This is a genomic window from Streptomyces sp. NPDC001750, assembly GCF_042892615.1.
Taxonomy (GTDB): Bacteria; Actinomycetota; Actinomycetes; order Streptomycetales; family Streptomycetaceae; genus Streptomyces.
On sequence record NZ_JBIAUE010000006.1, the window covers coordinates 294,763 to 319,699 of the forward strand.

Annotated in this window: 21 protein-coding genes; 17 read left to right on the forward strand and 4 right to left on the reverse strand. The window is 71.0% G+C overall.

Going from position 1 to position 24,937, the window contains the following annotated elements; translation table 11 throughout:
* Positions 1-23: 23 nt before the first annotated feature.
* The 9 genes from ACFYY6_RS13305 to ACFYY6_RS13345 all read left to right on the forward strand — a co-directional run bounded on the left by ACFYY6_RS13305 (position 24) and on the right by ACFYY6_RS13345 (position 10,349).
* Entirely contained in the window at positions 24-776 is a 753-nt protein-coding gene (locus tag ACFYY6_RS13305; RefSeq protein ID WP_351517274.1) for a YebC/PmpR family DNA-binding transcriptional regulator, read from the forward strand.
* Positions 777-935: 159 nt separating this feature from the next.
* The gene (gene ruvC, locus ACFYY6_RS13310) at positions 936-1,526 is read left to right on the forward strand and encodes a crossover junction endodeoxyribonuclease RuvC (protein WP_351517273.1); all 591 of its coding nucleotides are present in this window, start codon (positions 936-938) and stop codon (positions 1,524-1,526) included.
* Positions 1,523-2,149: a Holliday junction branch migration protein RuvA gene (ruvA, locus tag ACFYY6_RS13315; protein ID WP_351517271.1), complete on the forward strand. Its 627-nt coding sequence runs from the start codon at positions 1,523-1,525 to the stop codon at positions 2,147-2,149. Before ruvC ends, ruvA begins: the two co-directional genes overlap by 4 nt.
* An 80-nt stretch (positions 2,150-2,229) precedes the next feature.
* On the forward strand, positions 2,230-3,315 hold the full coding sequence (gene ruvB / locus ACFYY6_RS13320; RefSeq protein WP_351517270.1) for a Holliday junction branch migration DNA helicase RuvB: 1,086 nt from the start codon (positions 2,230-2,232) through the stop codon (positions 3,313-3,315).
* A 164-nt stretch (positions 3,316-3,479) separates the two neighbouring features.
* A complete protein-coding gene (gene yajC, locus ACFYY6_RS13325) occupies positions 3,480-3,956 on the forward strand; it encodes a preprotein translocase subunit YajC (RefSeq protein ID WP_351517269.1) in 477 nt (158 codons plus the stop codon).
* 146 nt (positions 3,957-4,102) lie between these two features.
* On the forward strand, positions 4,103-5,839 hold the full coding sequence (gene secD / locus ACFYY6_RS13330; RefSeq protein ID WP_351517268.1) for a protein translocase subunit SecD: 1,737 nt from the start codon (positions 4,103-4,105) through the stop codon (positions 5,837-5,839).
* 1 nt (position 5,840) lies between these two features.
* Positions 5,841-6,941 carry a protein translocase subunit SecF gene (gene secF, locus ACFYY6_RS13335; protein WP_351517267.1) on the forward strand — a complete coding sequence of 367 codons (1,101 nt, stop codon included), beginning with the start codon at positions 5,841-5,843 and terminating at the stop codon, positions 6,939-6,941.
* Positions 6,941-7,495, forward strand: coding sequence for an adenine phosphoribosyltransferase (locus tag ACFYY6_RS13340; RefSeq protein ID WP_351517266.1), 555 nt, complete (start codon positions 6,941-6,943; stop codon positions 7,493-7,495). The genes secF and ACFYY6_RS13340 overlap by 1 nt, the downstream gene beginning before the upstream one ends.
* 280 nt (positions 7,496-7,775) lie before the next feature.
* Positions 7,776-10,349: a bifunctional (p)ppGpp synthetase/guanosine-3',5'-bis(diphosphate) 3'-pyrophosphohydrolase gene (locus ACFYY6_RS13345; RefSeq protein ID WP_351517264.1), complete on the forward strand. Its 2,574-nt coding sequence runs from the start codon at positions 7,776-7,778 to the stop codon at positions 10,347-10,349.
* Positions 10,350-10,455: 106 nt separating this feature from the next.
* Here ACFYY6_RS13345 and ACFYY6_RS13350 read toward each other — a convergent pair whose 3' ends face one another.
* Together ACFYY6_RS13350 and ACFYY6_RS13355 are read right to left on the reverse strand one after the other, a co-directional pair.
* A complete protein-coding gene (locus ACFYY6_RS13350; RefSeq protein ID WP_351517263.1) occupies positions 10,456-11,685 on the reverse strand; it encodes a DUF349 domain-containing protein in 1,230 nt (409 codons plus the stop codon).
* 202 nt (positions 11,686-11,887) lie between these two features.
* Positions 11,888-12,673, reverse strand: coding sequence for a peptidylprolyl isomerase (locus ACFYY6_RS13355; protein ID WP_351517261.1), 786 nt, complete (start codon positions 12,671-12,673; stop codon positions 11,888-11,890).
* Positions 12,674-12,822: 149 nt separating this feature from the next.
* Here ACFYY6_RS13355 and ACFYY6_RS13360 point away from each other — a divergent pair, with 149 nt between their 5' ends.
* From ACFYY6_RS13360 to ACFYY6_RS13375, 4 genes are all read left to right on the forward strand, one after another.
* Complete coding sequence (locus ACFYY6_RS13360; RefSeq protein ID WP_351631460.1) at positions 12,823-13,509, forward strand: MBL fold metallo-hydrolase; 687 nt, start codon at positions 12,823-12,825, stop codon at positions 13,507-13,509.
* Positions 13,510-13,523: 14 nt separating this feature from the next.
* A complete protein-coding gene (hisS, locus tag ACFYY6_RS13365; protein WP_389193087.1) occupies positions 13,524-14,786 on the forward strand; it encodes a histidine--tRNA ligase in 1,263 nt (420 codons plus the stop codon).
* A gap of 521 nt (positions 14,787-15,307) precedes the next feature.
* Positions 15,308-15,943, forward strand: coding sequence for a vitamin K epoxide reductase family protein (locus tag ACFYY6_RS13370; protein ID WP_351517257.1), 636 nt, complete (start codon positions 15,308-15,310; stop codon positions 15,941-15,943).
* A gap of 78 nt (positions 15,944-16,021) precedes the next feature.
* Positions 16,022-17,404 carry a replication-associated recombination protein A gene (locus tag ACFYY6_RS13375; protein WP_360114601.1) on the forward strand — a complete coding sequence of 461 codons (1,383 nt, stop codon included), beginning with the start codon at positions 16,022-16,024 and terminating at the stop codon, positions 17,402-17,404.
* A gap of 85 nt (positions 17,405-17,489) precedes the next feature.
* Here ACFYY6_RS13375 and ACFYY6_RS13380 read toward each other — a convergent pair whose 3' ends face one another.
* Positions 17,490-18,191: a DUF2470 domain-containing protein gene (locus tag ACFYY6_RS13380; RefSeq protein ID WP_389193091.1), complete on the reverse strand. Its 702-nt coding sequence runs from the start codon at positions 18,189-18,191 to the stop codon at positions 17,490-17,492.
* A gap of 188 nt (positions 18,192-18,379) precedes the next feature.
* Here ACFYY6_RS13380 and rpsD point away from each other — a divergent pair, with 188 nt between their 5' ends.
* Entirely contained in the window at positions 18,380-18,994 is a 615-nt protein-coding gene (rpsD, locus tag ACFYY6_RS13385; protein ID WP_351517253.1) for a 30S ribosomal protein S4, read from the forward strand.
* Between the two features lie 15 nt (positions 18,995-19,009).
* On the opposite strand, the gene ACFYY6_RS13390 is transcribed toward rpsD, so the two are convergent.
* Positions 19,010-21,202 carry an ATP-binding protein gene (locus tag ACFYY6_RS13390; RefSeq protein ID WP_388650048.1) on the reverse strand — a complete coding sequence of 731 codons (2,193 nt, stop codon included), beginning with the start codon at positions 21,200-21,202 and terminating at the stop codon, positions 19,010-19,012.
* A 217-nt stretch (positions 21,203-21,419) separates the two neighbouring features.
* On the opposite strand from ACFYY6_RS13390, the gene ACFYY6_RS13395 reads away from it, so the two are divergent.
* From ACFYY6_RS13395 to alaS, 3 genes are read left to right on the forward strand one after another with little or no spacing between them, the layout of a single operon-like run.
* Positions 21,420-21,869 (forward strand): DUF948 domain-containing protein, encoded by a 450-nt coding sequence (locus ACFYY6_RS13395; RefSeq protein ID WP_351517313.1) that lies wholly within the window; start codon positions 21,420-21,422, stop codon positions 21,867-21,869.
* A gap of 7 nt (positions 21,870-21,876) precedes the next feature.
* The gene (locus ACFYY6_RS13400) at positions 21,877-22,257 is read left to right on the forward strand and encodes a hypothetical protein (RefSeq protein WP_351631447.1); all 381 of its coding nucleotides are present in this window, start codon (positions 21,877-21,879) and stop codon (positions 22,255-22,257) included.
* Positions 22,257-24,926, forward strand: a complete 2,670-nt coding sequence (alaS, locus tag ACFYY6_RS13405) for an alanine--tRNA ligase (RefSeq protein ID WP_389193094.1) — start codon at positions 22,257-22,259, stop codon at positions 24,924-24,926. Before ACFYY6_RS13400 ends, alaS begins: the two co-directional genes overlap by 1 nt.
* Positions 24,927-24,937 lie beyond the last annotated feature (11 nt).

Consider the following 24,937-nt stretch of genomic DNA (forward strand, 5'->3'; position numbering starts at 1 on the left):
TGGTGACGCGAAGGAGAAGGCAGATGTCCGGCCACTCTAAATGGGCTACGACGAAGCACAAGAAGGCCGTGATCGATGCCAAGCGCGGCAAGCTCTTCGCGAAGCTGATCAAGAACATCGAGGTCGCGGCCCGCACCGGCGGTGTGGACCCCGACGGAAACCCGACCCTTGTGGACGCGATCCAGAAGGCGAAGAAGAGCTCCGTACCGAACAAGAACATCGATTCCGCGGTCAAGCGCGGCGGTGGTCTCGAAGCGGGCGGGGTCGATTACCAGACGATCATGTACGAGGGTTACGGCCCGAACGGTGTCGCGGTGCTCATCGAGTGCCTCACCGACAACCGGAACCGTGCCGCATCCGACGTGCGCGTCGCGATGACCCGCAACGGCGGTTCGATGGCCGACCCCGGTTCGGTCTCGTACCTCTTCAACCGCAAGGGCGTCGTCATCGTCCCCAAGGGCGGGCTGACCGAGGACGACGTCCTCGGTGCCGTGCTCGACGCGGGCGCCGAGGAGGTCAACGACCTCGGCGAGACCTACGAGGTCGTCAGCGAGGCCACCGACATGGTCGCGGTCCGTACCGCGCTCCAGGAGGCCGGCATCGACTACGACTCCGCCGAGGCCAGCTTCCTGCCCACCATGCAGGTCGAGCTGGACGAGGAGGGCGCGCGCAAGATCTTCAAGCTGATCGACGCCCTGGAGGACAGCGACGACGTCCAGAACGTCTTCGCCAACTTCGACGTCTCGGACGAGGTCATGGAGAAGGTCGACGCCTGAGCCGGGCTCGGCACGGTACGGCACAGCCTTCACGCACGGGCCGACGGGGACACGCCCCGTCGGCCCGTCGCATTGCCCGTCGCGTTGCCCGTCGCGTTGTCAGTGCGAGCCGATAGCCTGCGGGAACAGTTGACCGATCGGTACGGAGGGGGATCACCCATGCGGGTACTCGGCGTCGACCCGGGGCTGACCCGGTGCGGTGTCGGCGTCGTGGACGGCGGGGCCGGCCGGACCCTGACGATGCTCGGCGTCGGCGTCGTCCGCACCCGGGCCGACGCGGAGCTCGGCCACCGCCTGGTCGCCATCGAACGCGGCATCGAGGAGTGGCTCGACGAGCACCGCCCCGAATTCGTCGCCGTGGAACGGGTCTTCAGCCAGCACAATGTCCGTACGGTGATGGGCACCGCCCAGGCCAGCGCGGTGGCCATGCTCTGCGCGTCCCGCCGCGGCATACCCGTCGCGCTGCACACCCCCAGCGAGGTCAAGGCGGCCGTCACCGGCAGCGGCCGTGCCGACAAGGCACAGGTCGGTGCCATGGTCACCCGGCTCCTGAGGCTCGACGCCCCGCCGAAACCGGCCGACGCCGCCGACGCCCTCGCCCTCGCCATCTGCCACATCTGGCGCGCCCCCGCCGTCAACCGCCTCCAGCAGGCGCACGCGGCGGCGGCCGGCGCGTCCCGAACCCCGCGCGCGCCCCGTACCCCCGCGGTCCGTACACCCGCGCCCCCCGTCCGGAAGGTCCCCCGATGATCGCCTTCGTCAGCGGCCCCGTCGCCGCGCTCGCCCCGACCACGGCCGTGATCGAGGTCGGCGGCGTCGGCATGGCCGTCCAGTGCACCCCGAACACCCTCGCCGGCCTCCGGATCGGCGAGGAGGCCAGACTCGCCACCTCCCTCGTCGTACGGGAGGACTCGCTCACCCTCTACGGCTTCGCCGACGACGACGAGCGGCAGGTCTTCGAGCTGCTCCAGACCGCCAGCGGAGTCGGCCCGCGGCTGGCCCAGGCCATGCTCGCCACGCACAGCCCCGACGCCCTGCGGACCGCCGTCGCGACCGGCGACGAGAAGGCGCTCACGGCCGTCTCCGGCATCGGCAAGAAGGGGGCGCAGAAACTCCTCCTCGAGCTGAAGGACAGGCTCGGCGAGCCCGTCGGCACCCGGATCGGCCGGCAGGGCGTCGGCACCGCCGTCACCTCGTCCTGGCGCGACCAACTGCACGCCGCGCTGATCGGCCTCGGCTACGCCACCCGGGAGGCCGACGACGCGGTCGCCGCCGTGACCCCGCAGGCCGAGGCGGCACTCGCCGAGAACGGGCAGGCCCCCGTGCCACAGCTGCTGCGGGCCGCGCTCCAGACCCTCAACCGCGCGCGCTGACCGGAGTGCGCACCCGGGCACACCCCGAGGCCGCGCCGGGCACCGCACGGCACCGAAACACCCGAGGCGGGACAGACTGAATGAACTGGGACGAGACCGGACCTGACACCGGCGAACGACTCGACGGGCGATTCGACGAGCGCCTCGTCGACGCCGGCGCGGACGGCGAGGACACCGCGGTCGAAGCCGCGCTGCGGCCGAAGGACCTGGACGAGTTCGTCGGCCAGGAGAGGGTGCGCGAACAACTGGACCTGGTTCTCAAGGCGGCCAGGGCCCGCGGCGCCACCGCCGACCACGTCCTGCTCTCCGGCGCCCCCGGCCTCGGCAAGACCACCCTCTCCATGATCATCGCGGCCGAGATGGGCGCCCCCATCCGGATCACCTCGGGCCCCGCCATCCAGCACGCGGGCGACCTCGCCGCGATCCTCTCCTCGCTCCAGGAGGGCGAGGTCCTCTTCCTCGACGAGATCCACCGCATGTCGCGGCCCGCCGAGGAGATGCTGTACATGGCGATGGAGGACTTCCGGGTCGACGTGATCGTCGGGAAGGGCCCGGGAGCCACCGCGATCCCCCTGGAACTCCCGCCCTTCACCCTGGTCGGCGCCACCACCAGGGCAGGGCTGCTGCCGCCCCCGCTGCGCGACCGCTTCGGCTTCACCGGCCACATGGAGTTCTACGCCCCCACCGAACTCGAACGCGTCATCCGGCGTTCGGCCCGCCTCCTCGACGTGGCGATAGACGAGGACGGCGCCGCCGAGATCGCCGGGCGGTCCCGCGGCACCCCGCGCATCGCCAACCGGCTGCTGCGCCGTGTCCGTGACTATGCCCAGGTCAAGGCCGACGGGCGGATCGACCGACCGGTCGCCTCCGCCGCCCTCGGTGTGTACGAGGTCGACGCGCGTGGTCTCGACCGGCTGGACCGGGCGGTGCTCCGCGCGTTGCTCACGCTGTTCGGCGGCGGCCCCGTGGGCCTGTCGACCCTGGCGGTCGCCGTGGGCGAGGAACGCGAGACGGTCGAGGAGGTCGCCGAGCCGTTCCTCGTCCGGGAAGGGCTGCTGGCCAGGACGCCGCGCGGGCGCGTCGCGACCCCCGCGGCATGGGCTCATCTCGGTCTCGTCCCTCCTCAGCACGGCGGAAAGGGACAACAGGGCCTGTTCGGGGCGTGACGCGTCACAGGTTCACCCGGACAGGAACCAACGAGCGGCGTCGGGCGTTGTTCCATCGATGCGGACTCGCCTAGACTCCGCCGATGCCGCCCCAATGGGTCGGTGTGCCCACCCCCGAAGACCAGGCCGCCCTTCAGCGCGGTCGTGCGAAGGAAACTCGTCCCGTGAATCTCGTGTCTCTCCTCCCCTTCATCGTGCTCATCGGGGCCATGTTCCTGATGACGCGGTCCGCCAAGAAGAAGCAGGCGGCCGCCGTCCAGATGCGTGACGAGATGCAGCCCGGCGCCGGTGTCCGGACGATCGGGGGCATGTACGCCACCGTCAAGGAGGTCCACGACGACACGGTTCTCCTGGAGGTCGCCCCCGGCGTCCACGCCGTCTACGCCAAGAACGCCATTGGTGCCGTTCTCGACGACGCCGAGTACAACCGCATCGTCCACGGCGACGACAGCGCCCTGGATCTCGACGGCACGGTCGTCCCGGACGACGCCTCCTCGCTGACCGAGGCGGACGCCGCGTCGGACACCTCGGACGACGCCAGGATCGACCTGGGCAAGAAGGCCGACGACGCCGAGCCGAAGGACGCCGAGTCCGGCAAGAAGTCCGAGGGCAAGAGCGACGGCGAGGCCGACGCGAAGTAGTCGCGCGAGCCGGGGATGCCGCGGGCCCGTGGGCGTCCGGCACTCCCCGGCCCGTGCGATCTTCTGCGGGGTGGGTCCCCACTACACTTCGTGGCCGCTCGGGCGCCCACCCGGCTCGGGGCGGTTGGACAGGGAGAAACGAGAAGGTGGCAGCACCGAAGAAGAGCCGGGGACCGGCCGGCGGTCAAGGCAGGCCGGGGCGATCCCTGGCTCTGATCCTGATCGCCATGGTCGCCCTCACCGGAGGGATGTTCCTGGCTGATCAGCCGACGCCACGACTGGGCATCGACCTGGCGGGTGGCACGTCCATCACGCTCAAGGCGCAGAGCCAGCCCGGCAAGCCGAACGCGATCAACCAGACGAACATGGACACGGCGGTCGGCATCATCGAGCGCCGGGTCAACGGTCTGGGTGTCTCCGAGGCCGAGGTCCAGACCCAGGGCCGGGACAACATCGTCGTCAACATCCCCAAGGGGACGAACTCGCAGCAGGCCCGGGAGCAGGTCGGCACGACCGCCCAGCTCTACTTCCGGCCGGTGCTCAGCATGGCGGCCGGCGGCCCCACGCCCAAGGGCACCGCCAGCCCCTCGCCCTCCGGGTCGCCGAAGCCGAGCGCGTCCACCGCCACCGGTGAGAAGGCGTCCGGTTCCTCGGCCACTCCCTCGGCCACCGCGACCACCCAGGGACGCGCGGTCACCGGCGCCCTGACGAAGGACACGCCCAGCCCCGGGGCGTCCGACGATCCCAAGGCGTCCACGACCCCCCCGGCCCCCGCCGACCAGGCCGGGACGGCGCTGGAGAAGAAGTTCGCCGCCCTGGACTGCTCCACGAAGGCCGGCCGCGCAGCGGCCGGTGCCAACGTGAAGCCCACCGAGCCCACCGTCGCCTGTGACTCCACGGGTGAGGCCAAGTACATCCTCGGCCCGTCCGAGGTCTCCGGCACGGACGTGGACAGCGCCAAGGGCGCGATCAACCAGCAGACCGGCCAGTGGATCGTCCAGATGGAGTTCACCAAGGGCGGCGCCAAGAAGTTCCAGAAGATCACGGGCCGGCTCGCGCAGCAGCAGACCCCGCAGAACCAGTTCGCCATCGTGCTCGACGGCGAGGTCGTCTCCGCCCCCTACGTGCGCGAGGCGCTGAGCGCCAACGCCGAGATCTCCGGCAGCTTCGACCAGCAGTCCGCCGAGGACCTGGCCAACGTGCTCTCCTACGGCGCCCTGCCGCTCAGCTTCAAGGAGCAGACGGTCACCACCGTCACGGCCGCCCTCGGCGGCGAGCAGCTCCAGGCGGGCCTGATCGCCGGCGCCATCGGCCTGGCCCTGGTCGTCATCTACCTGGTCACCTACTACCGCGGCCTTGCGTTCATCGCGCTTCTGAGCCTCCTGGCCTCGGGCATCCTGACCTACACGCTCATGTCGCTGCTCGGCCCGGCCATCGGGTTCGCGCTCAACCTCCCCGCGGTCTGCGGGGCCATCGTGGCCATCGGTATCACCGCGGACTCCTTCATCGTGTACTTCGAGAGGATCCGCGACGAGATCCGCGAGGGCCGCACCCTGCGCCCCGCCGTCGAGCGGGCCTGGCCGCGAGCCCGGCGCACCATCCTGGTCTCCGACTTCGTGTCCTTCCTCGCCGCGGCGGTGCTCTTCGTCGTCACGGTCGGCAAGGTCCAGGGCTTCGCCTTCACGCTGGGGCTCACCACCCTCCTCGACGTGGTCGTGGTCTTCCTCTTCACCAAGCCGGTCATGACGCTGCTGGCCCGTACGAAGTTCTTCTCCAGCGGTCACCCCTGGTCCGGCCTGGACCCGAAGCGCCTCGGTGCCAAGCCGCCCCTGCGCCGCTCGCGGCGTGTCAACGCCCGTACCGACCACCCGAAGGAGGCGTGAGATGTCGCGACTCGGCACTCTCGGCGCCCGTCTCTACCGCGGCGAAGTCGGCTACGACTTCATCGGCAAGCGCAGGATCTGGTACGGCGTCTCCATCCTGATCACCATCACGGCCATCGTCGGCCTGGCGGTCAGCGGCCTCAACATGGGCATCGAGTTCAAGGGCGGTGCCGTCTTCACCACCCCGAAGACGAGCGTGACCGTCAGCGAGGCCGAGGACATCGCGACCGAGGCATCCGGCCACCAGGCGATCGTCCAGAAGCTCGGCAACGGCGGTCTGCGCATCCAGATCACCGAGGTCGACACGGCGAAGTCCGACGAGATCAAGGACCTGCTCGCCAGGGACCTCTCCGTCCCGGAGGAGAAGATCGCCGCCGACCTGGTCGGTCCCAGCTGGGGCGAGCAGATCGCCAACAAGGCGTGGACCGGTCTCGGCGTCTTCATGGTCCTCGTGGTGATCTACCTGGCCATCGCGTTCGAGTGGCGCATGGCGATCGCGGCCCTGGTCGCGCTGATCCACGACCTCACCATCACGGTCGGCGTCTACGCGCTGGTCGGCTTCGAGGTCACCCCGGGCACCGTGATCGGTCTGCTGACCATCCTCGGGTACTCCCTGTACGACACGGTCGTCGTCTTCGACAGCCTCAAGGAGAGCACCGTCGACGTCACCAAGCAGACCCGGTGGACGTACGGCGAGATCGCCAACCGCTCGATCAACGGCACCCTGGTCCGCTCGATCAATACCACCGTCGTGGCCCTGCTCCCGGTCGCCGGCCTGCTGTTCATCGGCGGCGGCGTCCTCGGCGCCGGCATGCTGAACGACATCTCGCTGTCGCTGTTCGTCGGCCTCGCCGCCGGTGCGTACTCCTCGATCTTCATCGCCACCCCGCTCGTCGCGGACCTCAAGGGGCGCGACCCGCAGATCAAGGCGCTGAAGAAGCGGGTCCTCGCCAAGCGAGCGGCCGCCGCCGCCAAGGACGAGTCCGCCGGGGACGAGGATCCCGGCGACGACCTCCCGCAGGACACCGCGCCCGCCGCCGCGGTCGTCGGCCAGCGCCAGCAGTCCCCCAGGGGCCGCGGCCGGACCCCCGGGAAGCACTGATGACCAGCAGCACCACCGAAAACGTCCGGGAGCTCCTGCTCAGCCGGATCCGTGACATCCCCGACCACCCGAAGCCGGGCGTGGTCTTCAAGGACATCACCCCGCTGCTGGCGGATCCGACGGCGTTCGCGGCCCTCACCGACACCCTCGCGGAGCTGTGCCTGCGGCACGGCGCCACGAAGATCGTCGGACTCGAGGCGCGCGGCTTCATCCTGGCCGCCCCGGTCGCGGTGCGGGCCGGTCTCGGCTTCGTGCCCGTCCGCAAGGCGGGCAAGCTTCCCGGAGCCACCCTCAGCCAGGGCTACGAGCTGGAGTACGGCACCGCCGAGATCGAGATCCACGCGGAGGACCTGTCCGCCGACGACCGGATCATGGTCATCGACGACATCCTCGCGACCGGCGGCACCGCGGAGGCGTCGCTGGAACTGATCCGGCGGGCCGGTGCCGGCATCGCGGGCGTCGCGGTCCTCATGGAGCTCGGCTTCCTCGGCGGCCGGGCCCGCGTGGAGCGGGGTCTGGCGGGCGCGCCGCTGGAGGCCCTCATCCACGTGTGAGTGCCCCAGAAGGCATGAACCGGGTGACCAGACGCTGTTCTGGTCACCCGGTTCTCTTCGTGTGCGCACCGCGGCGCGGACGGCCGCCCGGCCCGGGGCCCGGTACCCGGCGCGAGGCGGCGGGGCCCGCACCGAGGCCGGGAACACGCGTGCGGCGAGGCCGGGAACAACCGGCTGCCGCTCCGTCGTTGTGAGGGGTCTCACCGTCCCCGGGGGAGGACCGGCCACCGGCTCGATACGATGGCCTTTCCGGGAGTCCGGACCCGCACGAGGAGCGCTCTTGCCAGACGAGGCCCAGCCAGTCGCCGCCCCGCAGCCCGACAAGCCCGCGGCGGCCTCAGCCGCGCCCGGAACGAGGCAGCCCGCGCAGAAGCCGAAGCCCCCGGCACCCGAGGCCGGCTCGGGCCCGGAGCGGTCCGCCGCCCCGGCACTGCGGCCCGCCTCGCCCGCGCAGCCGGCCGCCTCGGCCGCCTCCACGCCGAAGCCCCCGGCGAAGCCCGCCGCCAGGCCGGTCGCCCCGGCCGCCTCCGCCGCCTCCGCATCGCGTTCCGGAGGCTCATCCAACCGGGTACGGGCCAGGCTCGCCCGCCTCGGCGTGCAGCGTTCCAGCCCGTACAACCCGGTGCTCGAACCGCTGCTGCGCATCGTCCGCGGCAACGACCCCAAGATCGAGACCGCCACGCTCCGCCAGATCGAGCGCGCCTACCAGGTCGCCGAGCGCTGGCACAGGGGACAGAAGCGCAAGAGCGGCGACCCCTACATCACCCATCCGCTCGCCGTCACCACGATCCTCGCCGAACTCGGCATGGATCCGGCGACGCTGATGGCCGGGCTGCTGCACGACACGGTCGAGGACACCGAGTACGGCCTGGACACCCTGCGCCAGGACTTCGGCGACCAGGTCGCCCTGCTCGTCGACGGCGTCACCAAGCTGGACAAGGTCAAGTTCGGAGAGGCCGCGCAGGCCGAGACCGTGCGCAAGATGGTCGTCGCCATGGCCAAGGACCCCCGGGTCCTCGTCATCAAGCTCGCCGACCGGCTCCACAACATGCGCACCATGCGCTATCTCAAGCGGGAGAAGCAGGAGAAGAAGGCCCGCGAGACGCTGGAGATCTACGCCCCCCTGGCGCACCGCCTGGGCATGAACACCATCAAGTGGGAGCTGGAGGACCTCGCCTTCGCGATCCTCTATCCCAAGATGTACGACGAGATCGTCCGCCTCGTCGCCGAGCGGGCCCCCAAGCGCGACGAATACCTCGCCGTCGTGACCGACGAGGTCCAGGCCGACCTGCGCGCCGCCCGGATCAAGGCCACGGTCACCGGACGGCCGAAGCACTACTACAGCGTCTACCAGAAGATGATCGTGCGGGGCCGCGACTTCGCCGAGATCTACGACCTGGTGGGCATCCGGGTCCTCGTCGACACCGTCCGCGACTGCTACGCGGCGCTCGGCACCGTCCACGCGCGATGGAATCCGGTCCCCGGCCGGTTCAAGGACTACATCGCGATGCCCAAGTTCAACATGTACCAGTCGCTGCACACCACGGTGATCGGTCCCAGCGGAAAGCCCGTCGAACTCCAGATCCGTACGTTCGACATGCACCGCCGCGCCGAGTACGGCATCGCGGCGCACTGGAAGTACAAGCAGGAGGCCGTCGCGGGCGCCTCCAAGGTGCGCACCGACGTCCCGAAGAGCACCGGAAAGGGCGCGCGGCAGGACACCGTCAACGACATGGCGTGGCTGCGGCAGCTCCTGGACTGGCAGAAGGAGACCGAGGACCCCGGCGAGTTCCTGGAGTCCCTGCGCTTCGACCTCTCCCGCAACGAGGTCTTCGTCTTCACGCCCAAGGGCGACGTCATAGCGCTCCCCGCGGGCGCGACCCCCGTCGACTTCGCGTACGCGGTGCACACGGAGGTCGGCCACCGGACCATAGGGGCGCGGGTCAACGGGCGGCTCGTACCGCTCGAATCGACCCTCGACAACGGCGACCTGGTGGAGGTCTTCACCTCCAAGGCGGCCGGCGCCGGGCCCTCCCGGGACTGGCTGGGCTTCGTCAAGTCGCCCCGCGCGCGCAACAAGATCCGCGCCTGGTTCTCCAAGGAGCGCCGCGACGAGGCGATCGAGCAGGGCAAGGACGCCATCGCGCGCGCGATGCGCAAGCAGAACCTGCCGATCCAGCGCATCCTGACCGGCGACTCGCTGGTCACCCTCGCGCACGAGATGCGCTACCCCGACATCTCGTCCCTGTACGCCGCGATCGGCGAGGGCCATGTGGCCGCGGCCGGGGTCGTGCAGAAGCTGGTCCAGGCACTCGGCGGGGAGGACGCGGCCAACGAGGACATCGCCGAGAGCTCGCCGCCCTCGCGCGGCCGCGGCAAGCGCCGCTCCAACGCCGACCCCGGAGTCGTCGTCAAGGGTGTCGAGGACGTCTGGGTCAAACTGGCCCGCTGCTGCACACCCGTCCCCGGCGACCCGATCATCGGGTTCGTCACCCGCGGCAGCGGCGTCTCCGTGCACCGTGCCGACTGCGTCAACGTCGACTCGTTGTCGCAGCAGCCGGAACGCATCCTGGACGTCGAATGGGCGCCCACCCAGTCCTCGGTCTTCCTGGTCGCCATCCAGGTCGAGGCCCTGGACCGCTCCCGGCTGCTGTCGGACGTCACCCGCGTCCTGTCCGACCAGCACGTCAACATCCTGTCGGCGGCCGTGCAGACCTCCCGGGACCGGGTGGCCACCTCGCGCTTCACCTTCGAGATGGGCGACCCCAAGCACCTCGGGCACGTGCTCAAGGCGGTGCGCGGAGTGGAGGGCGTCTACGACGTCTACCGGGTGACCTCGGCCCGCAGGCCCTGACCAGGCCGCCGGGATCCGCGCGCCGACCCGGCCCCTGCGCACGACGGACAAGGCCCCCGTACAACGTCCTTCGGGACGCGTACGGGGGCCTCGACGGCGGCGGGGATCAGCCGCCGAACTCCTCCAGCCCCTTCAGCGCCTGGTCCAGCAGCGCCTGACGGCCTTCGAGCTCCTTGGCCAGCTTGTCGGCGCGGGCGTTGTTCCCCGACGCGCGGGCGGTGTCGATCTGGGCGCGCAGCTTGTCGACGGCGGCCTGCAGCTGACCGGTCAGACCCTCGGCACGCGCACGTGCCTCCGGGTTCGTCCGGCGCCACTCCGCCTCCTCGGCCTCCTGGAGCGCCCGCTCCACCGCGTGCATCCGCCCCTCGACCTTCGGGCGGGCGTCACGCGGCACATGGCCGATGGCCTCCCAGCGCTCGTTGATGCCCCGGAACGCGGCGCGGGCCGCCTTCAGGTCCTTCACCGGCACCAGCTTCTCGGCCTCGACCGCGAGCTCCTCCTTGAGCTTGAGGTTCTCGCCCTGCTCCGCGTCCCGCTCGGCGAAGACCTCGCCGCGGGCGGCGAAGAAGACGTCCTGGGCGCCGCGGAAGCGGTTCCACAGGTCGTCCTCGGCCTCGCGCTGGGCGCGGCCCGCCGCCTTCCACTCCGTCATCAGCTCGCGATAACGGGCGGCCGTGGCCCCCCAGTCCGTGGAGCCGGAGAGCGACTCGGCCTCCGCGACCAGCTTCTCCTTCGCCTTGCGGGCCTCCTCGCGCTGGGCGTCCAGCGAGGCGAAGTGGGCCTTGCGGCGCTTGGAGAACGCCGAGCGGGCGTGCGAGAAGCGGTGCCACAGCTCGTCGTCGGACTTGCGGTCGAGCCGCGGCAGGCCCTTCCACGTGTCGACGAGCGCGCGCAGCCGCTCGCCCGCGGAGCGCCACTGCTCGCTCCGCGCCAGCTCCTCCGCCTCGACGACCAGAGCCTCCTTGGCCTGCCTCGCCTCGTCGGACTGACGCGCCTTCCGGGCCTTGCGCTCCTCGCGCCGCGCCTCGACCGTCGCCACCAGGGCGTCGAGCCGTACGCGCAGGGCGTCGAGGTCGCCGACGGCGTGATGCTCGTCCACCTGCAGACGCAGATGCTCGATGGCGGCCGTCGCGTCCTTCGCCGACAGGTCGGTGGTCCTCACCCGACGTTCGAGGAGGCCGATCTCGACCACCATGCCCTCGTACTTGCGCTCGAAGTAGGCCAGAGCCTCCTCGGGGGAACCCGCCTGCCACGATCCGACGACCTTCTCGCCGTCGGCCGTACGCACGTACACGGTGCCCGTCTCATCGACGCGGCCCCACGGGTCGCTGCTCACAGCGCCTCCTCCACCTGATGCCCGCGAGAGGGTTCGCCCCCCTGGCATCGTCCACAGTTTCCTCGGGCGGGCAGCGCCCGCCCTGCACAACGCCAATCTAGGCGACCGGCCGCCCGGCTGTCCGCACTCGGCGGGGCCGAAAATAATCCGCTCCCACCGAGGTCGTCGCCACCGGACGGCCCGGGCCGGTCGCCCGGTCGCCTCACGACTTGTCGACGGCGGCCTTCGAGATGTCCACGGCCGTCTTCGGCGCACCGTCGCCGCCCGCACCACCGGCCACTCCCGCCGCCCCCACCTTCTCCACGGTCTTCAGCGAGGCGGCGTCCATGGTGCCGAACGGGGTGTAGCTCGGCGGCAGCTTGCTGTCCTTGTACACCAGGAAGAACTGGCTGCCTCCGGTGTGCGGCTGCCCGGTGTTGGCCATCGCCACCGTGCCCGCCGGATAGGTCACCGTGCCGTCGGCGCCCGCCTTGCCCAGCGCCGTCAGGTTCTCGTCCGGGATCGTGTAGCCGGGGCCGCCCGTGCCGTCGCCCTTGGGGTCGCCGCACTGCAGCACGAAGATGCCCTGCGTGGTCAGCCGGTGACACTTCGTGCCGTCGAAGAAGCCCTTGTCGGCGAGCGCCTTGAACGAGTTCGTGGTGTGCGGGGTCTTCGCCGCCTCCATGGTGAACGCGATGTCGCCCGCTCCGGTCTTGAGCGACATCGTGTACTTCGCCTTCTTGTCGATCGCCATCGCGGGCTCGGGCTCGGCGCTCTCGCTCGTCGACGGCGAGGGGGAGGCGCTGGCGGCCGCGTCGCTCTTGTCCTTCTTGTCGTCGCCGTCGAGGGCGAGGTACGTGCCCACCCCGCCGACCGCCACCACGGCCACCGCGGCCGAGACGGCGATGGTCAGCCGCTTCGACCGGCGGCGGGCCTCCTCCCGGCGCCGCTGCTGCCGCTCGAACTTCTCCCTGGCGAGCTGCCGCCGCCGCTGATCGTTGCTGACCACCGGGTGATCTCCTTGTAGGTCGTTTGTGGGGCCTGGATTGCCCGTACCGTATCTGGGTTGGCTGTGTGATGAGGAGCGCCGGTAGGCTCTGAACTGCCGCGACCTTCGTCAGTCGCGAATCCGCCGTCGGACGACCAGTAAGGACGATCGTGCTCATTGCCGGGTTCCCCGCAGGGGCCTGGGGGACCAACTGTTATCTGGTCGCCCCGGCCGCAGGCGAGGAGTGCGTGATCATCGATCCGGGCCATCGGGCCGCGGCCGGGGTCGAGGAGGCGCTGAAGAAGCATCGGCTGAAGCCCGTCGCCGTCGTCCTGACCCACGGACACATCGATCACGTCGCCTCGGTCGTCCCGGTGTGCGGCGCGCACGACATCCCCGCCTGGATCCACCCCGAGGACCGGTACATGATGAGCGACCCGGAGAAGGCCCTCGGCCGCTCCATCGGCATGCCGCTCATGGGTGAGCTGACGGTGGGGGAGCCGGACGACGTCAAGGAGCTGAGCGACGGTGTGCCGCTGAAGCTGGCCGGTCTGGAGTTCCACGTCGCGCACGCGCCCGGCCATACCAAGGGGTCGGTGACGTATCGGATGCCCGAGGCCGCGGACGTTCCGCAGATCCTCTTCTCGGGCGACCTGATCTTCGCCGGCTCCGTCGGACGCACCGACCTGCCCGGTGGCGACCACGCCGAGCTGCTCGAGTCGCTGGCCCGTGTGTGCCTGCCGCTCGACGACTCGACCGTGGTGCTGTCGGGTCACGGCCCCCAGACGACCATCGGCCGCGAGCGCGCCACGAACCCGTATCTGCACGGGATGGACGCGCCCCGACGAGGAATGTGACGAGAGTAAAGACCGTGAGCACCTTCAAGGCCCCCAAGGGCACGTACGACCTGATCCCGCCCGATTCCGCGAAGTACCTCGCCGTGCGCGAGGCGATCGCCGCACCCCTGAAGAACTCCGGCTACGGATACATCGAGACGCCCGGCTTCGAGGACGTCGCCCTCTTCTCGCGCGGAGTCGGTGAGTCCACCGACATCGTGACCAAGGAGATGTACACCCTCACCACCAAGGGCGGCTCCCAGCTGGCGCTGCGCCCCGAGGGCACCGCCTCCGTGCTGCGCGCCGCGCTGGAGGTTAACCTCCACAAGGCGGGCAACCTCCCCGTGAAGCTGTGGTACTCCGGCTCGTACTACCGCTACGAGCGCCCGCAGAAGGGCCGCTACAGGCACTTCTCCCAGGTGGGTGCCGAGGCGATCGGTGCCGAGGACCCGGCGCTGGACGCCGAGCTGATCATCCTGGCCGACCAGGCGTACCGCACGCTGGGCCTGCGGAACTTCCGTATCCTGCTCAACTCGCTGGGCGACCGGGAGTGCCGCCCCGTCTACCGGGACGCGCTCCAGAGCTTCCTGCGCGGGCTCGACCTGGACGAGGACACCCGCCGCCGCATCGAGATCAACCCGCTCCGGGTCCTCGACGACAAGCGGCCCGAGGTCCAGAAGCAGCTGGCCGGCGTGCCGGTGCTGCGCGACTACCTCTGCGACGCCTGCAAGGCGTACCACGAGGAGGTCCGCGACCTGCTCTCCGCGGCGGGGGTGGCGTTCGAGGACGACGAGAAGCTCGTCCGCGGGCTCGACTACTACACCCGCACCACGTTCGAGTTCGTCCACGACGGACTCGGTTCGCAGTCCGCGGTGGGGGGCGGCGGCCGCTACGACGGCCTGTCCGAGATGATCGGCGGCCCGGCGCTCCCGTCGGTCGGCTGGGCCCTCGGCGTGGACCGCACGGTGCTCGCCCTGGAGGCCGAGGGCATCGAGCTCGAACTCCCGGCGACCACCAGCGTCTTCGCGGTGCCGCTGGGCGAGGAGGCCCGGCGGGTGCTCTTCGGGATCGTCACGCAGCTGCGCCGCGAGGGCGTCGCGACGGACTTCGCCTACGGCAACCGCGGCCTCAAGGGCGCCATGAAGAGCGCGAACCGGTCGGGGGCACGGCTCACGATCGTCGCGGGCGAACGCGATCTGGCCGAGGGCGTCGTCCAGCTCAAGGACATGGAGTCCGGCGAGCAGACGGCGGTCGCGCTGGCGGACGTGGCCGGGGCGGTGCGCGAGCGCCTGGCTTGACCGCGGACGGTCCCCGGAGCCTCTCCCGGCAGTGTTCGCCGCGCCGCGGACACTGCCGGTCACCGCACCGGCATCCTGCGGACCCGGTCGGATATGCCGTCGATTCCCGGATATGCCGTTAATTCATTGGGTGGAAAATTCACCCGGTCGAGCGATTCCTGGCGGGTGGGCACGGGGTCGCATCCGTTCCGGTCAATGTCGGTGGGCGTCGCCCGCCGCGGCGGCGTACCGGCGGGGCGCGCGTCCCCGGCCCGCTCCGGAAACCGTCCGGCCCGATCCGTCCGGGCGGTCCCGTCCCGCCGGATCCGCAGGTCGGGACGGTCGGGCCGGGGCGATGTCCCTGTGGGTGGTCCCTCCTCTCCTCGCCCCCGCGCCGGTCCCGGACGGCCCGCGACCCCATGTCACGCACTCGCTCCGCGTGCATCCGCCAGACATGTTTATGTCCATCGAACGGATGAGCGCTGGAGGGGTGCGGCACAATGACCGTGCCCAGCAGGCCACTCACTGATGGAAACGGCGATATGACGACTGCAGCGGTTGACCGCCCCTCCTCCGACCAGGACGGGAAGGAGGCGGAGAGGTCCTTCGGCGCCGGCCGGGCGTTCGCGCTGCTGCTGGTGATCACGGGCGCCGCCGGGCTCCTCGCGGCCTGGATCATCACGATCGACAAGTTCAAGCTGCTGGAGGACCCGAACTTCACGCCGGGGTGCAGCCTCAACCCGGTCGTCGCCTGCGGCAACATCATGCAGAGCGAGCAGGCGTCCGCTTTCGGGTTCCCGAACCCGATGCTCGGCCTGGCCGCCTACCCGGTGATCATGGGCATCGGCCTGGCGCTCCTCTCGGGCGCCCGCTTCCGCAGCTGGTACTGGCTGGGGATGAACGCCGGAACGCTGTTCGGCGTCGGCTTCTGCACCTGGCTCCAGTACCAGTCGCTGTACCGCATCAACTCGCTCTGCCTGTGGTGCTGCCTGGCCTGGGTCGCCACCATCGTCATGTTCTGCTACGTCACCAAGCACAACATCGAGCACCGGATCATCCCCGCGCCGAACTGGCTGCGCAAGGGACTGACGGAGTTCCACTGGGTGCCGCCGGTCCTGTGGATCGGCATCATCGGCATGATGGTCCTGACCCGCTGGTGGGACTTCTGGACGAGCTGACCCGTCGGCCCGTGCGGCGGGCCCCGCCGGGCGGCCGGCCCGGCAGGGGTGTCGGTGCCGTGACATAGGCTTCAGTACGTGGAGCCCGACCTCTTTACCGCAGCCGCCGAGGAACGCCAGGAGAACGACCCGTCCAGCAGCCCCCTCGCTGTCCGGATGCGCCCCCGTACTCTCGACGAGGTCGTCGGACAGCAGCATCTGCTCAAGCCGGGCTCGCCACTGCGCCGTCTCGTAGGCGAGCGGAACGGCGGCCCGGCGGGCCCGTCCTCCGTGCTCCTGTGGGGCCCGCCCGGCATCGGGAAGACGACGCTGGCCTACGTGGTCAGCAAGGCCACCAACAAGCGCTTCGTCGAACTCTCCGCGATCACCGCGGGCGTCAAGGAGGTGCGGGCCGTCATCGACGGCGCCCGCCGCGCCACCGGTGGCTACGGCAAGGAGACCGTCCTCTTCCTCGACGAGATCCACCGCTTCTCCAAGGCCCAACAGGACTCGCTGCTCCCCGCCGTGGAGAACCGCTGGGTGACGCTGATCGCCGCGACCACGGAGAACCCCTACTTCTCCGTCATCTCGCCGCTCCTGTCGCGCTCGCTGCTCCTCACCCTGGAACCGCTCACGGACGACGACCTGCGCGGTCTGCTCCGCCGAGCCCTCAGCGACGAGCGCGGACTGAGGGGCGCGGTGAGTCTGCCGGGCGACGCCGAGGAGCATCTGCTCCGCATCGCGGGCGGCGACGCCCGCCGGGCGCTCACCGCGCTGGAGGCGGCGGCCGGCGCGGCCCTGGACAAGCAGGAGAAGGAGATCACCCTCCGCACCCTGGAGGAGACCGTCGATCGCGCCGCCGTCACCTACGACCGGGACGGCGACCAGCACTACGACGTGGCGAGCGCGCTCATCAAGTCCATCCGCGGCTCCGACGTCGACGCCGCCCTGCACTATCTGGCCCGGATGATCGAGGCGGGGGAGGACCCCCGGTTCATCGCCCGGCGGCTGATGATCTCCGCAAGCGAGGACATCGGCCTCGCCGATCCCACGGCGCTGCCCACCGCCGTCGCGGCGGCGCAGGCGGTCGCCATGATCGGATTCCCGGAGGCCGCGCTCACCCTGAGCCACGCCACGATCGCCCTGGCCCTGGCGCCCAAGTCCAACGCGGCGACGCTCGCGATCTTCGCCGCGCAGGAGGACGTGCGCAAGGGCCTCGCGGGCTCCGTACCGGCCCATCTGCGCGACGGCCACTACAAGGGAGCCGCCAAGCTGGGCCATGCCCAGGGCTATGTGTACCCGCACGACGTCCCTGGCGGCATCGCCGCCCAGCAGTACGCGCCGGACGCCGTCCGTGACCGGCGGTACTACCGCCCCACGCGCTACGGCGCGGAGGCGCGTTACGCGGACGTGGTGGAACGGGTGCGCGAGCGGCTCGGCCGGCCCGGTCCCGACGACGAGGCGGCGCGGTCCGGCGACTGAGCGCTGCGGGCCGGGTCGGGTCTCCGCCCGTATCAGTGGGGCGCGAGCCTTCCGGGGCCCGTCCCCGGGAGGGGCGCGACCCGTCTCAACGCGCCGCCGCCTCGAAGAGCGTGCGCATGGCGTGCCGCAGCTCGACGACGTCACGCACCGGCTCGGGGAACTCGAAGCGCGCGTCGAAGCACCGGTCGCGGTCCTCGCGCACGCGTACCCGCAGCCCGAACCGGTCCAGTGCCAGCGGCACGACGGAGGGCCGGTGTGCCGCGCGGCGACGGGACGTCCGCCCGCCCAGCAACGAGCACAGCGTGCCCAGCTGCTCCCCGTGGGCCGCGTGCAGATGCTGGAGCAGCTCCGTCTCGTGACCGGCGAGCGGATCGGGCACCGCGTCCCGGAAGGCGTCGGGCTCCACCGCCTCGGCGCTCCACAAGTCGTCGACGTACGCCTCGCCCGTCTCCAGCCGCAGCGTCGTCCGGCCGGGGCCCGACAGTCCGGGCACGGTGGTGAGCCATCCCGAGACCCGGGCGTGGGCCCGGACGCGGTGCGGCACGGAGACCGGGGCGACGTCCGTGATCTCCAGCACCGCGACCAGCCCGTCGTCCTCGGCGTGCATCGCGGCCCGCACGACGGGGGAGGCCGTGGGCAGTTCGAGGAACAGGTCGCCTTCGGGCCCCACGCTCCTGGTGGACGTCACCAGCCCGTCCCAGTCGGCACTGCGCAGCCCGGGCACGAGCAGTACCGCCGAGCAGGTATTCTGTACGAGAGTTCGTGTGCGCTCGGCTGCTGACGGCATCCGAGTGATTTCTGGCCCGCTGGGACGCGGCTGACCACGATCTGATCGGTCCTCCGTCATGTCGGCACCCGGTGAGGTGTCGAGATTGTCAGTGCTGTCCGTGATGTGACTGGTGTTCCCCGGGCGAGACATGCGATCTCCTCAACTAAGGTGAGCCTAACCTAACCTACAACGGAGGTCTGGAGAACGTGCCTAACCAGTCGCGTCCCAAGGTCAAGAAGAGCCGCGCCCTCGGCATCGCGCTGACGCCGAAGGCTGTCAAGTACTTCGAGGCCCGCCCCTACCCGCCGGGCGAGCACGGCCGTGGCCGCAAGCAGAACTCGGACTACAAGGTCCGTCTGCTGGAGAAGCAGCGTCTGCGCGCGCAGTACGACATCAGCGAGCGCCAGATGGTGCGTGCCTACGACCGCGCCAAGAAGGCCGAGGGCAAGACGGGCGAGGCGCTCGTCGTCGAGCTGGAGCGCCGTCTCGACGCCCTGGTGCTGCGTTCGGGCCTCGCCCGCACCATCTACCAGGCCCGTCAGATGGTCGTGCACGGCCACATCGAGGTCGACGGCCGCAAGGTCGACAAGCCGTCCTACCGCGTCCGCCCCGACCAGGTCGTGACGGTCCGCGAGCGCAGCCGCGACAAGTACCCCTTCCAGGTGGCCCGCGAGGGTGGCTACGCCACGGACGGCGAGACCCCGCGCTACCTGCAGGTGAACCTGAAGGCCCTGGCCTTCCGCCTCGACCGGGACCCGAACCGCAAGGAAATCCCCGTCATCTGCGACGAGCAGCTCGTCGTCGAGTACTACGCCCGCTGATCCAGGCGTAGCCGCTCACGGTTCGTGCTCGGGCCCGACCGCCCCCGTCCTGGGGGACGGTGCGGGCCCGAGTGCTTTCCCGGGGCCGAGCACCGGTCCGCGGGGACGGCCGGGACCCTGCGGCTCCTCGTCGGCCCCGTCCGTCAGCACCCGCGCCACCACCGCGTCCGGATCCAGCGCGCCACCCGCGCGCAGCCCGGCCTCGTACGGGCCGTCGCCCAGCTCCCGCCGCGCCAGCTTCTCGCACCGGACCCGCGGATGGCCGAAGTACGCCGAGCCGAACAGGGGCGGCCCCACCGATGCCCAGATCCGGTCGGCGGCCCCCTGGAGCAGCGCGGCCTCCGCCGCGTCGCCCTCGACCGCCGTGACCAGGGCCAGCAGTTCCAGGACGAGCACCGAGACCAGCAGGTCGTGGAAGGTGTGCCCGATGGTCAGGGACTCCCTGAGCAGCTCCCGGGCCCGTGCCGGCCGACCCTCCTGCAGGGCGGCGTAGGCCAGGACGTACAGGGCGTACGAGAGGGCCCACCGCTCCCCGTGGTCCTCGCAGATCTCCCTGACCTCCTCGCAGATCTCCACCGCGGCGTCGACGTCCCCGTGGAACCCGACCGCCATCGCGAGCTCGATCCGCGCCATCAGCACGTTGCTGTTCAGTTCGCCGAGCTCCCGGTAGCGGCCGATGGCCTCGGTCAGCAGTTCCCGCGCCCTGGCCATGTCGTCCGTGACCAGTGCCAGGCACCCCAGTCGGTGCACCGCGTACGCCAGCGCCGTGGCGTCGTCGGCCCGGTCCGCCTCCTCCTGGCACTCCTGGAGCGCGGCGATCGCGCCGATCGGGTCGCCCTGCACCACGGCCACGTGCCCGAGCACCCACAGCGCCTTCAGCCGCGAGGGGTCGTACGGCGTCTCCTCCTCCAGCACGTGGTCCAGCCAGCGTCTGCCCTCCGAGAGGCGCCCGCAGCCCACCCAGAGGAACCAGAGCGTGCCCGCCAGGTACTGCGCGAGGTGCTCCTCGCCCGGGATCTCCAGCGAACACTCCATCGCCTGCCGCAGATTCGGCAGTTCGCTCTCCGCCCGAGCGGCCACCTGGCTCTGCCGGGGGCCGAACCAGTCCAGCTCGCACCAGGTGGCGAGCCCCAGGAACCAGTCGCGGTGGCGGCGGCGCAACCGGTCCGTTTCGCCGGTGGCCACCAGCCACTCGGCGCCGTACTCGCGCATCGTGTCCAGCATCCGGTACCGGCTGCCGACCGCCGCCTCCTCGCGCACCACGACCGACCGCGCGAGCAGCCCGGAGAGCGCGTCGAGCACCGCGTCGCCCGGCAGACCGGTGCCTCCGCAGATGTACTCGACCGCCTCCAGGTCGAACTGCCCGGCGAAGACCGAGAGGCGAGCCCACAGCAGACGCTGCTCCGGAGTGCAGAGCTCGTGGCTCCAGCCGATGGCCGTGCGGAGCGTCTGGTGCCGGGGCAGCGCGCTGCGACTGGAGCCGGTCAGCAGCCGGAACCGGTCGGCCAGGCGTTGCAGCACCTGCTCGGTGGACAGGACGGGCAGCCGTCCCGCGGCGAGTTCCAGGGCGAGCGGGATCCCGTCCAGACGGCGGCACAGCTCCCGTACGGCCGCCCGGTTCTCCTCGGTCAGCCGGAACTCCGGCCGGACCGCGGCGGCGCGCTCGGCGAACAGCCGTATCGCGTCCTCGTCCGTCATCGGCGCGAGCGGGAAGACGTGCTCGCCGTCCACGTCCAGCGGAAGCCGCCCGGCGGCCAGCACCCGCAGCCGCGGATGCCGGCGCAGCAGCTCGCCCACCAGGTCGGCGCAGGCGTCCACGAGATGCTCGAAGCCGTCGACCACCAGGAGGAGCCGGTGCTCGGCGAGGTGTTCGTGGAGGATCGTGCGGGGCGGCCTGCCGGTGTGGTCGGTGAGGCCGAGGGCGTCGACCACGGTGTGGTCCAGCAGTTCGGGATCGTGGACGGCGGACAGCTCCACCATCCGGACATGACCGCAGTACCGTTTCTCCAGCTGCCTCGCGATCTTGAGCGCGCAGCGGGTCTTGCCCACTCCGCCGACGCCGACGACGGTGACCAGCCGCGCCCGGTCCATCACGCGGCCGAGGGAGGCCAGTTCGTCCTCCCGCCCCACGAATCCACTGAGTTCCGCCGGGAGATTGCCGGCGGCGGTGGGGGCGCTCGAGTCGTGGGGGAGTTGAGGGCGTCGCATGAAACACGCACAGTACTTGTCCGAGTGCTCTCCGTACAATCACCTGATGGGATCGCATACCTGTCCGCAGAGAATGCGGTACGGGACGCGACCACCGGCGCGATAGGCTCGGTAGACGACGTCCCGCTGTCCGCGGCGGAGGGCGTCGGTACCGAGCAGAGACAGCACAGAGACAGCGACTATCCAGAGAGCGGTGCACACAGTGTCCGGTGGAGAGGTGGCCGGGATCCTGGTGGCCGTCTTCTGGGCGATCCTGGTTTCGTTCCTCGCCGTCGTACTGGTGAGGCTGGCCCAGACGCTCAGGGCGACCACCAAACTCGTGGCGGACGTGACCGACCAGGCCGTCCCGCTGCTCGCGGACGCCTCCGCGACCGTGCGCTCCGCGCAGACCCAGCTCGACCGGGTCGACGCGATCGCGACGGACGTCCAGGAAGTCACCTCGAACGCCTCGGCGCTCTCCACCACCGTCGCCTCGACCTTCGGCGGCCCGCTCGTCAAGGTCGCCGCGTTCGGGTACGGGGTCCGGCAGGCCATCGGCCGCCGGACCGGTGCCGAACAGGAACCCCCCCGCCGGGCGGCCCGGCGCACGGTGATCGTCGGCCGTACCGTGCCCCCCGTGCGCGGTGGGAGGCGCACCGGCAGAAACCCCCGCGGACCGAAGGACTGACGCAGCGATGTTCCGCCGCACGTTCTGGTTCACCGCCGGCGCAGCCGCCGGTGTCTGGGCCACCACCAAGGTCAACCGCAAGCTCAGGCAGCTGACCCCGGAGAGCCTCGCGGCGCAGGCCGCGGACCGGGCCATCGAGACCGGCCACCGGATCAAGGACTTCGCCCTGGACGTCCGTGAGTCGATGGTGCGGCGCGAGGCCGAACTGGGCGAGGCCCTGGGGCTGGAGGCGCCGGTCGACCCCGAGCTGCCCGCGCGGCCCCGCTTCGCCGTCGTCGAGGCGGCCGAGCCCGTCGGGCCGGACAGGGCCCTCGCGGCCGGCGACCGCCGTACGCCTCCCCGCAACTCGTACACCTACAACCCGTACAACCGGAATGAGGACCACTGATGGAGTCGGCTGAAATTCGTCGCCGCTGGCTGAGCTTCTTCGAGGAGCGCGGTCACACCGTCGTCCCTTCGGCGTCGCTCATCGCGGACGACCCGACTCTGCTGCTGGTCCCCGCGGGCATGGTGCCCTTCAAGCCGTACTTCCTCGGCGAGGTCAAGCCGCCCGCCCCGCGCGTCACCAGCGTGCAGAAGTGCGTCCGCACGCCGGACATCGAGGAGGTCGGCAAGACCACCCGGCACGGCACGTTCTTCCAGATGTGCGGCAACTTCTCCTTCGGGGACTACTTCAAGGAAGGCGCCATCACGCTCGCCTGGGAGCTGCTCACCGGCTCCGTGGCGGACGGCGGCTACGGCCTCGACCCCGAGCGGCTGTGGATCACGGTCTACCTCGACGACGACGAGGCCGAGCAGATCTGGCGCGACAAGATCGGCGTGCCGGCCGAGCGCATCCAGCGCCTGGGCAAGAAGGACAACTTCTGGTCCATGGGCGTTCCCGGACCCTGCGGTCCCTGCTCCGAGATCAACTACGACCGCGGCCCCGAGTTCGGCGCCGAGGGCGGTCCGGCCGTCAACGACGAGCGCTACGTGGAGATCTGGAACCTGGTCTTCATGCAGTACGAGCGCGGGGCCGGTGACGGCAAGGAGGACTTCCCGATCCTCGGCGACCTGCCGTCGAAGAACATCGACACGGGCCTCGGCCTGGAACGCCTCGCCATGATCCTGCAGGGCGTGCAGAACATGTACGAGACGGACACGCTCAAGGTCGTCATCGACAAGGCCACCGAGCTCACCGGCGTCGCCTACGGCCGGGCCCACGGCAGCGACGTCTCGCTGCGCGTGGTCGCCGACCACGTCCGCACCTCCGTGATGCTCATCGGCGACGGCGTCACCCCCGGCAACGAGGGCCGTGGCTACGTGCTGCGCCGCATCATGCGCCGCGCCATCCGCAACATGCGGCTGCTGGGCGCCACCGGGCCGGTCGTCAAGGACCTGGTCGACGTCGTGGTCGACACGATGGGGCAGCAGTACCCGGAGCTGGCCACCGACCGCAAGCGCATCGAGAGCGTCGCCCTCGCCGAGGAGGCCGCCTTCCTCAAGGCCCTCAAGGGCGGCACCAACATCCTCGACACCGCCGTCACCGAGACCAAGGCCGCGGGCGGCAGGGTCCTGCCCGGCGAGAAGGCGTTCCTGCTCCACGACACCTGGGGCTTCCCGATCGACCTCACCCTGGAGATGGCCGCCGAACAGGGCCTGTCCGTGGACGAGGACGGCTTCCGCCGCCTGATGAAGGAGCAGCGGGAGCGGGCCAAGGCCGACGCCAAGGCCAAGAAGACCGGTCACGCCGACCTGTCCGCCTACCGCGCGGTCGCGGACGACTCCGGCACCACCGAGTTCACCGGCTACACCGCCACCGAGGGCGAGTCGACCGTCGTCGGCCTGCTCGTCGACGGCGTGCCCTCGCCCGCCGCCTCCGAGGGCGACGAGGTCGAGGTCGTCCTCGACCGCACCCCGTTCTACGCCGAGGGCGGCGGCCAGCTCGCCGACCAGGGCCGGATCCGGCTGGACAGCGGGGCCGTCATCCAGGTTCGCGACGTCCAGCAGCCCGTCCCCGGCGTCTCCGTGCACAAGGGGTCGGTCCAGGTCGGCGAGGTCACGGTGGGCGCCTCCGCGTACGCCGTCATCGACACCACCCGCCGCCGTGCCATCGCCCGCGCCCACAGCGCCACCCACCTCACGCACCAGGCGCTGCGCGACGCGCTGGGCCCGACGGCCGCCCAGGCCGGTTCGGAGAACTCGCCGGGCCGCTTCCGCTTCGACTTCGGTTCGCCGTCCGCCGTGCCGGGAACGGTCCTCACCGACGTCGAGCAGAAGATCAACGAGGTCCTCGCCCGCGAACTCGACGTCCACGCCGAGGTCATGCCGATCGACGAGGCCAAGAAGCAGGGTGCCATCGCCGAGTTCGGCGAGAAGTACGGCGAGCAGGTCCGGGTCGTCACCATCGGCGACTTCTCCAAGGAGCTGTGCGGCGGCACGCACGTCCACAACACCGCCCAGCTCGGCCTGGTGAAGCTGCTCGGCGAATCGTCCATCGGTTCCGGCGTGCGCCGCATCGAGGCCCTCGTCGGTGTCGACGCGTACAACTTCCTGGCCCGGGAGCACACGGTCGTCGCCCAGCTCCAGGAGCTGGTCAAGGGCCGTCCCGAGGAGCTTCCGGAGAAGATCGCCGGAATGCTCGGCAAGCTGAAGGACGCCGAGAAGGAGATCGAGAAGTTCCGCGCGGAGAAGGTCCTCCAGGCCGCCGCCGGGCTCGTCGAGTCCGCCAGGGACGTACGGGGCGTCGCCCTCGTCACCGGGCAGGTCCCGGACGGCGCCTCCGCCGACGATCTGCGCAAGCTGGTCCTCGACGTGCGCGGGCGCATCCGGGGCGGACGCCCGGCCGTCGTGGCCCTGTTCACCACGGCGAACGGGCGCCCGCTGACCGTGATCGCCACCAACGAGGCCGCCCGCGAGCGCGGTCTCAAGGCCGGCGACCTGGTCCGCACGGCCGCCAAGACCCTGGGCGGCGGTGGCGGCGGCAAGCCGGACGTCGCGCAGGGCGGCGGCCAGAACCCCGAGGCCATCGGCGAGGCCGTGGCCGCGGTCGAACGCCTCGTCACCGAGACGGCATGATCGCGGACGTG

Bases quoted from the DNA above. Each gene is read 5' to 3' on its own strand.
- ACFYY6_RS13390 (WP_388650048.1), bottom strand. From the start codon at position 21,202: ATGCGACGCCCTCAACTCCCCCACGACTCGAGCGCCCCCACCGCCGCC.
- alaS (WP_389193094.1), top strand. From the start codon at position 22,257: ATGGAGTCGGCTGAAATTCGTCGCCGCTGGCTGAGCTTCTTCGAGGAG.
- ACFYY6_RS13380 (WP_389193091.1), bottom strand. From the start codon at position 18,191: ATGCCGTCAGCAGCCGAGCGCACACGAACTCTCGTACAGAATACCTGC.
- ACFYY6_RS13305 (WP_351517274.1), top strand. From the start codon at position 24: ATGTCCGGCCACTCTAAATGGGCTACGACGAAGCACAAGAAGGCCGTG.
- ACFYY6_RS13370 (WP_351517257.1), top strand. From the start codon at position 15,308: ATGACGACTGCAGCGGTTGACCGCCCCTCCTCCGACCAGGACGGGAAG.
- ACFYY6_RS13400 (WP_351631447.1), top strand. From the start codon at position 21,877: ATGTTCCGCCGCACGTTCTGGTTCACCGCCGGCGCAGCCGCCGGTGTC.
- ruvB (WP_351517270.1), top strand. From the start codon at position 2,230: ATGAACTGGGACGAGACCGGACCTGACACCGGCGAACGACTCGACGGG.
- ACFYY6_RS13340 (WP_351517266.1), top strand. From the start codon at position 6,941: ATGACCAGCAGCACCACCGAAAACGTCCGGGAGCTCCTGCTCAGCCGG.
- ruvA (WP_351517271.1), top strand. From the start codon at position 1,523: ATGATCGCCTTCGTCAGCGGCCCCGTCGCCGCGCTCGCCCCGACCACG.
- secF (WP_351517267.1), top strand. From the start codon at position 5,841: ATGTCGCGACTCGGCACTCTCGGCGCCCGTCTCTACCGCGGCGAAGTC.
- ruvC (WP_351517273.1), top strand. From the start codon at position 936: ATGCGGGTACTCGGCGTCGACCCGGGGCTGACCCGGTGCGGTGTCGGC.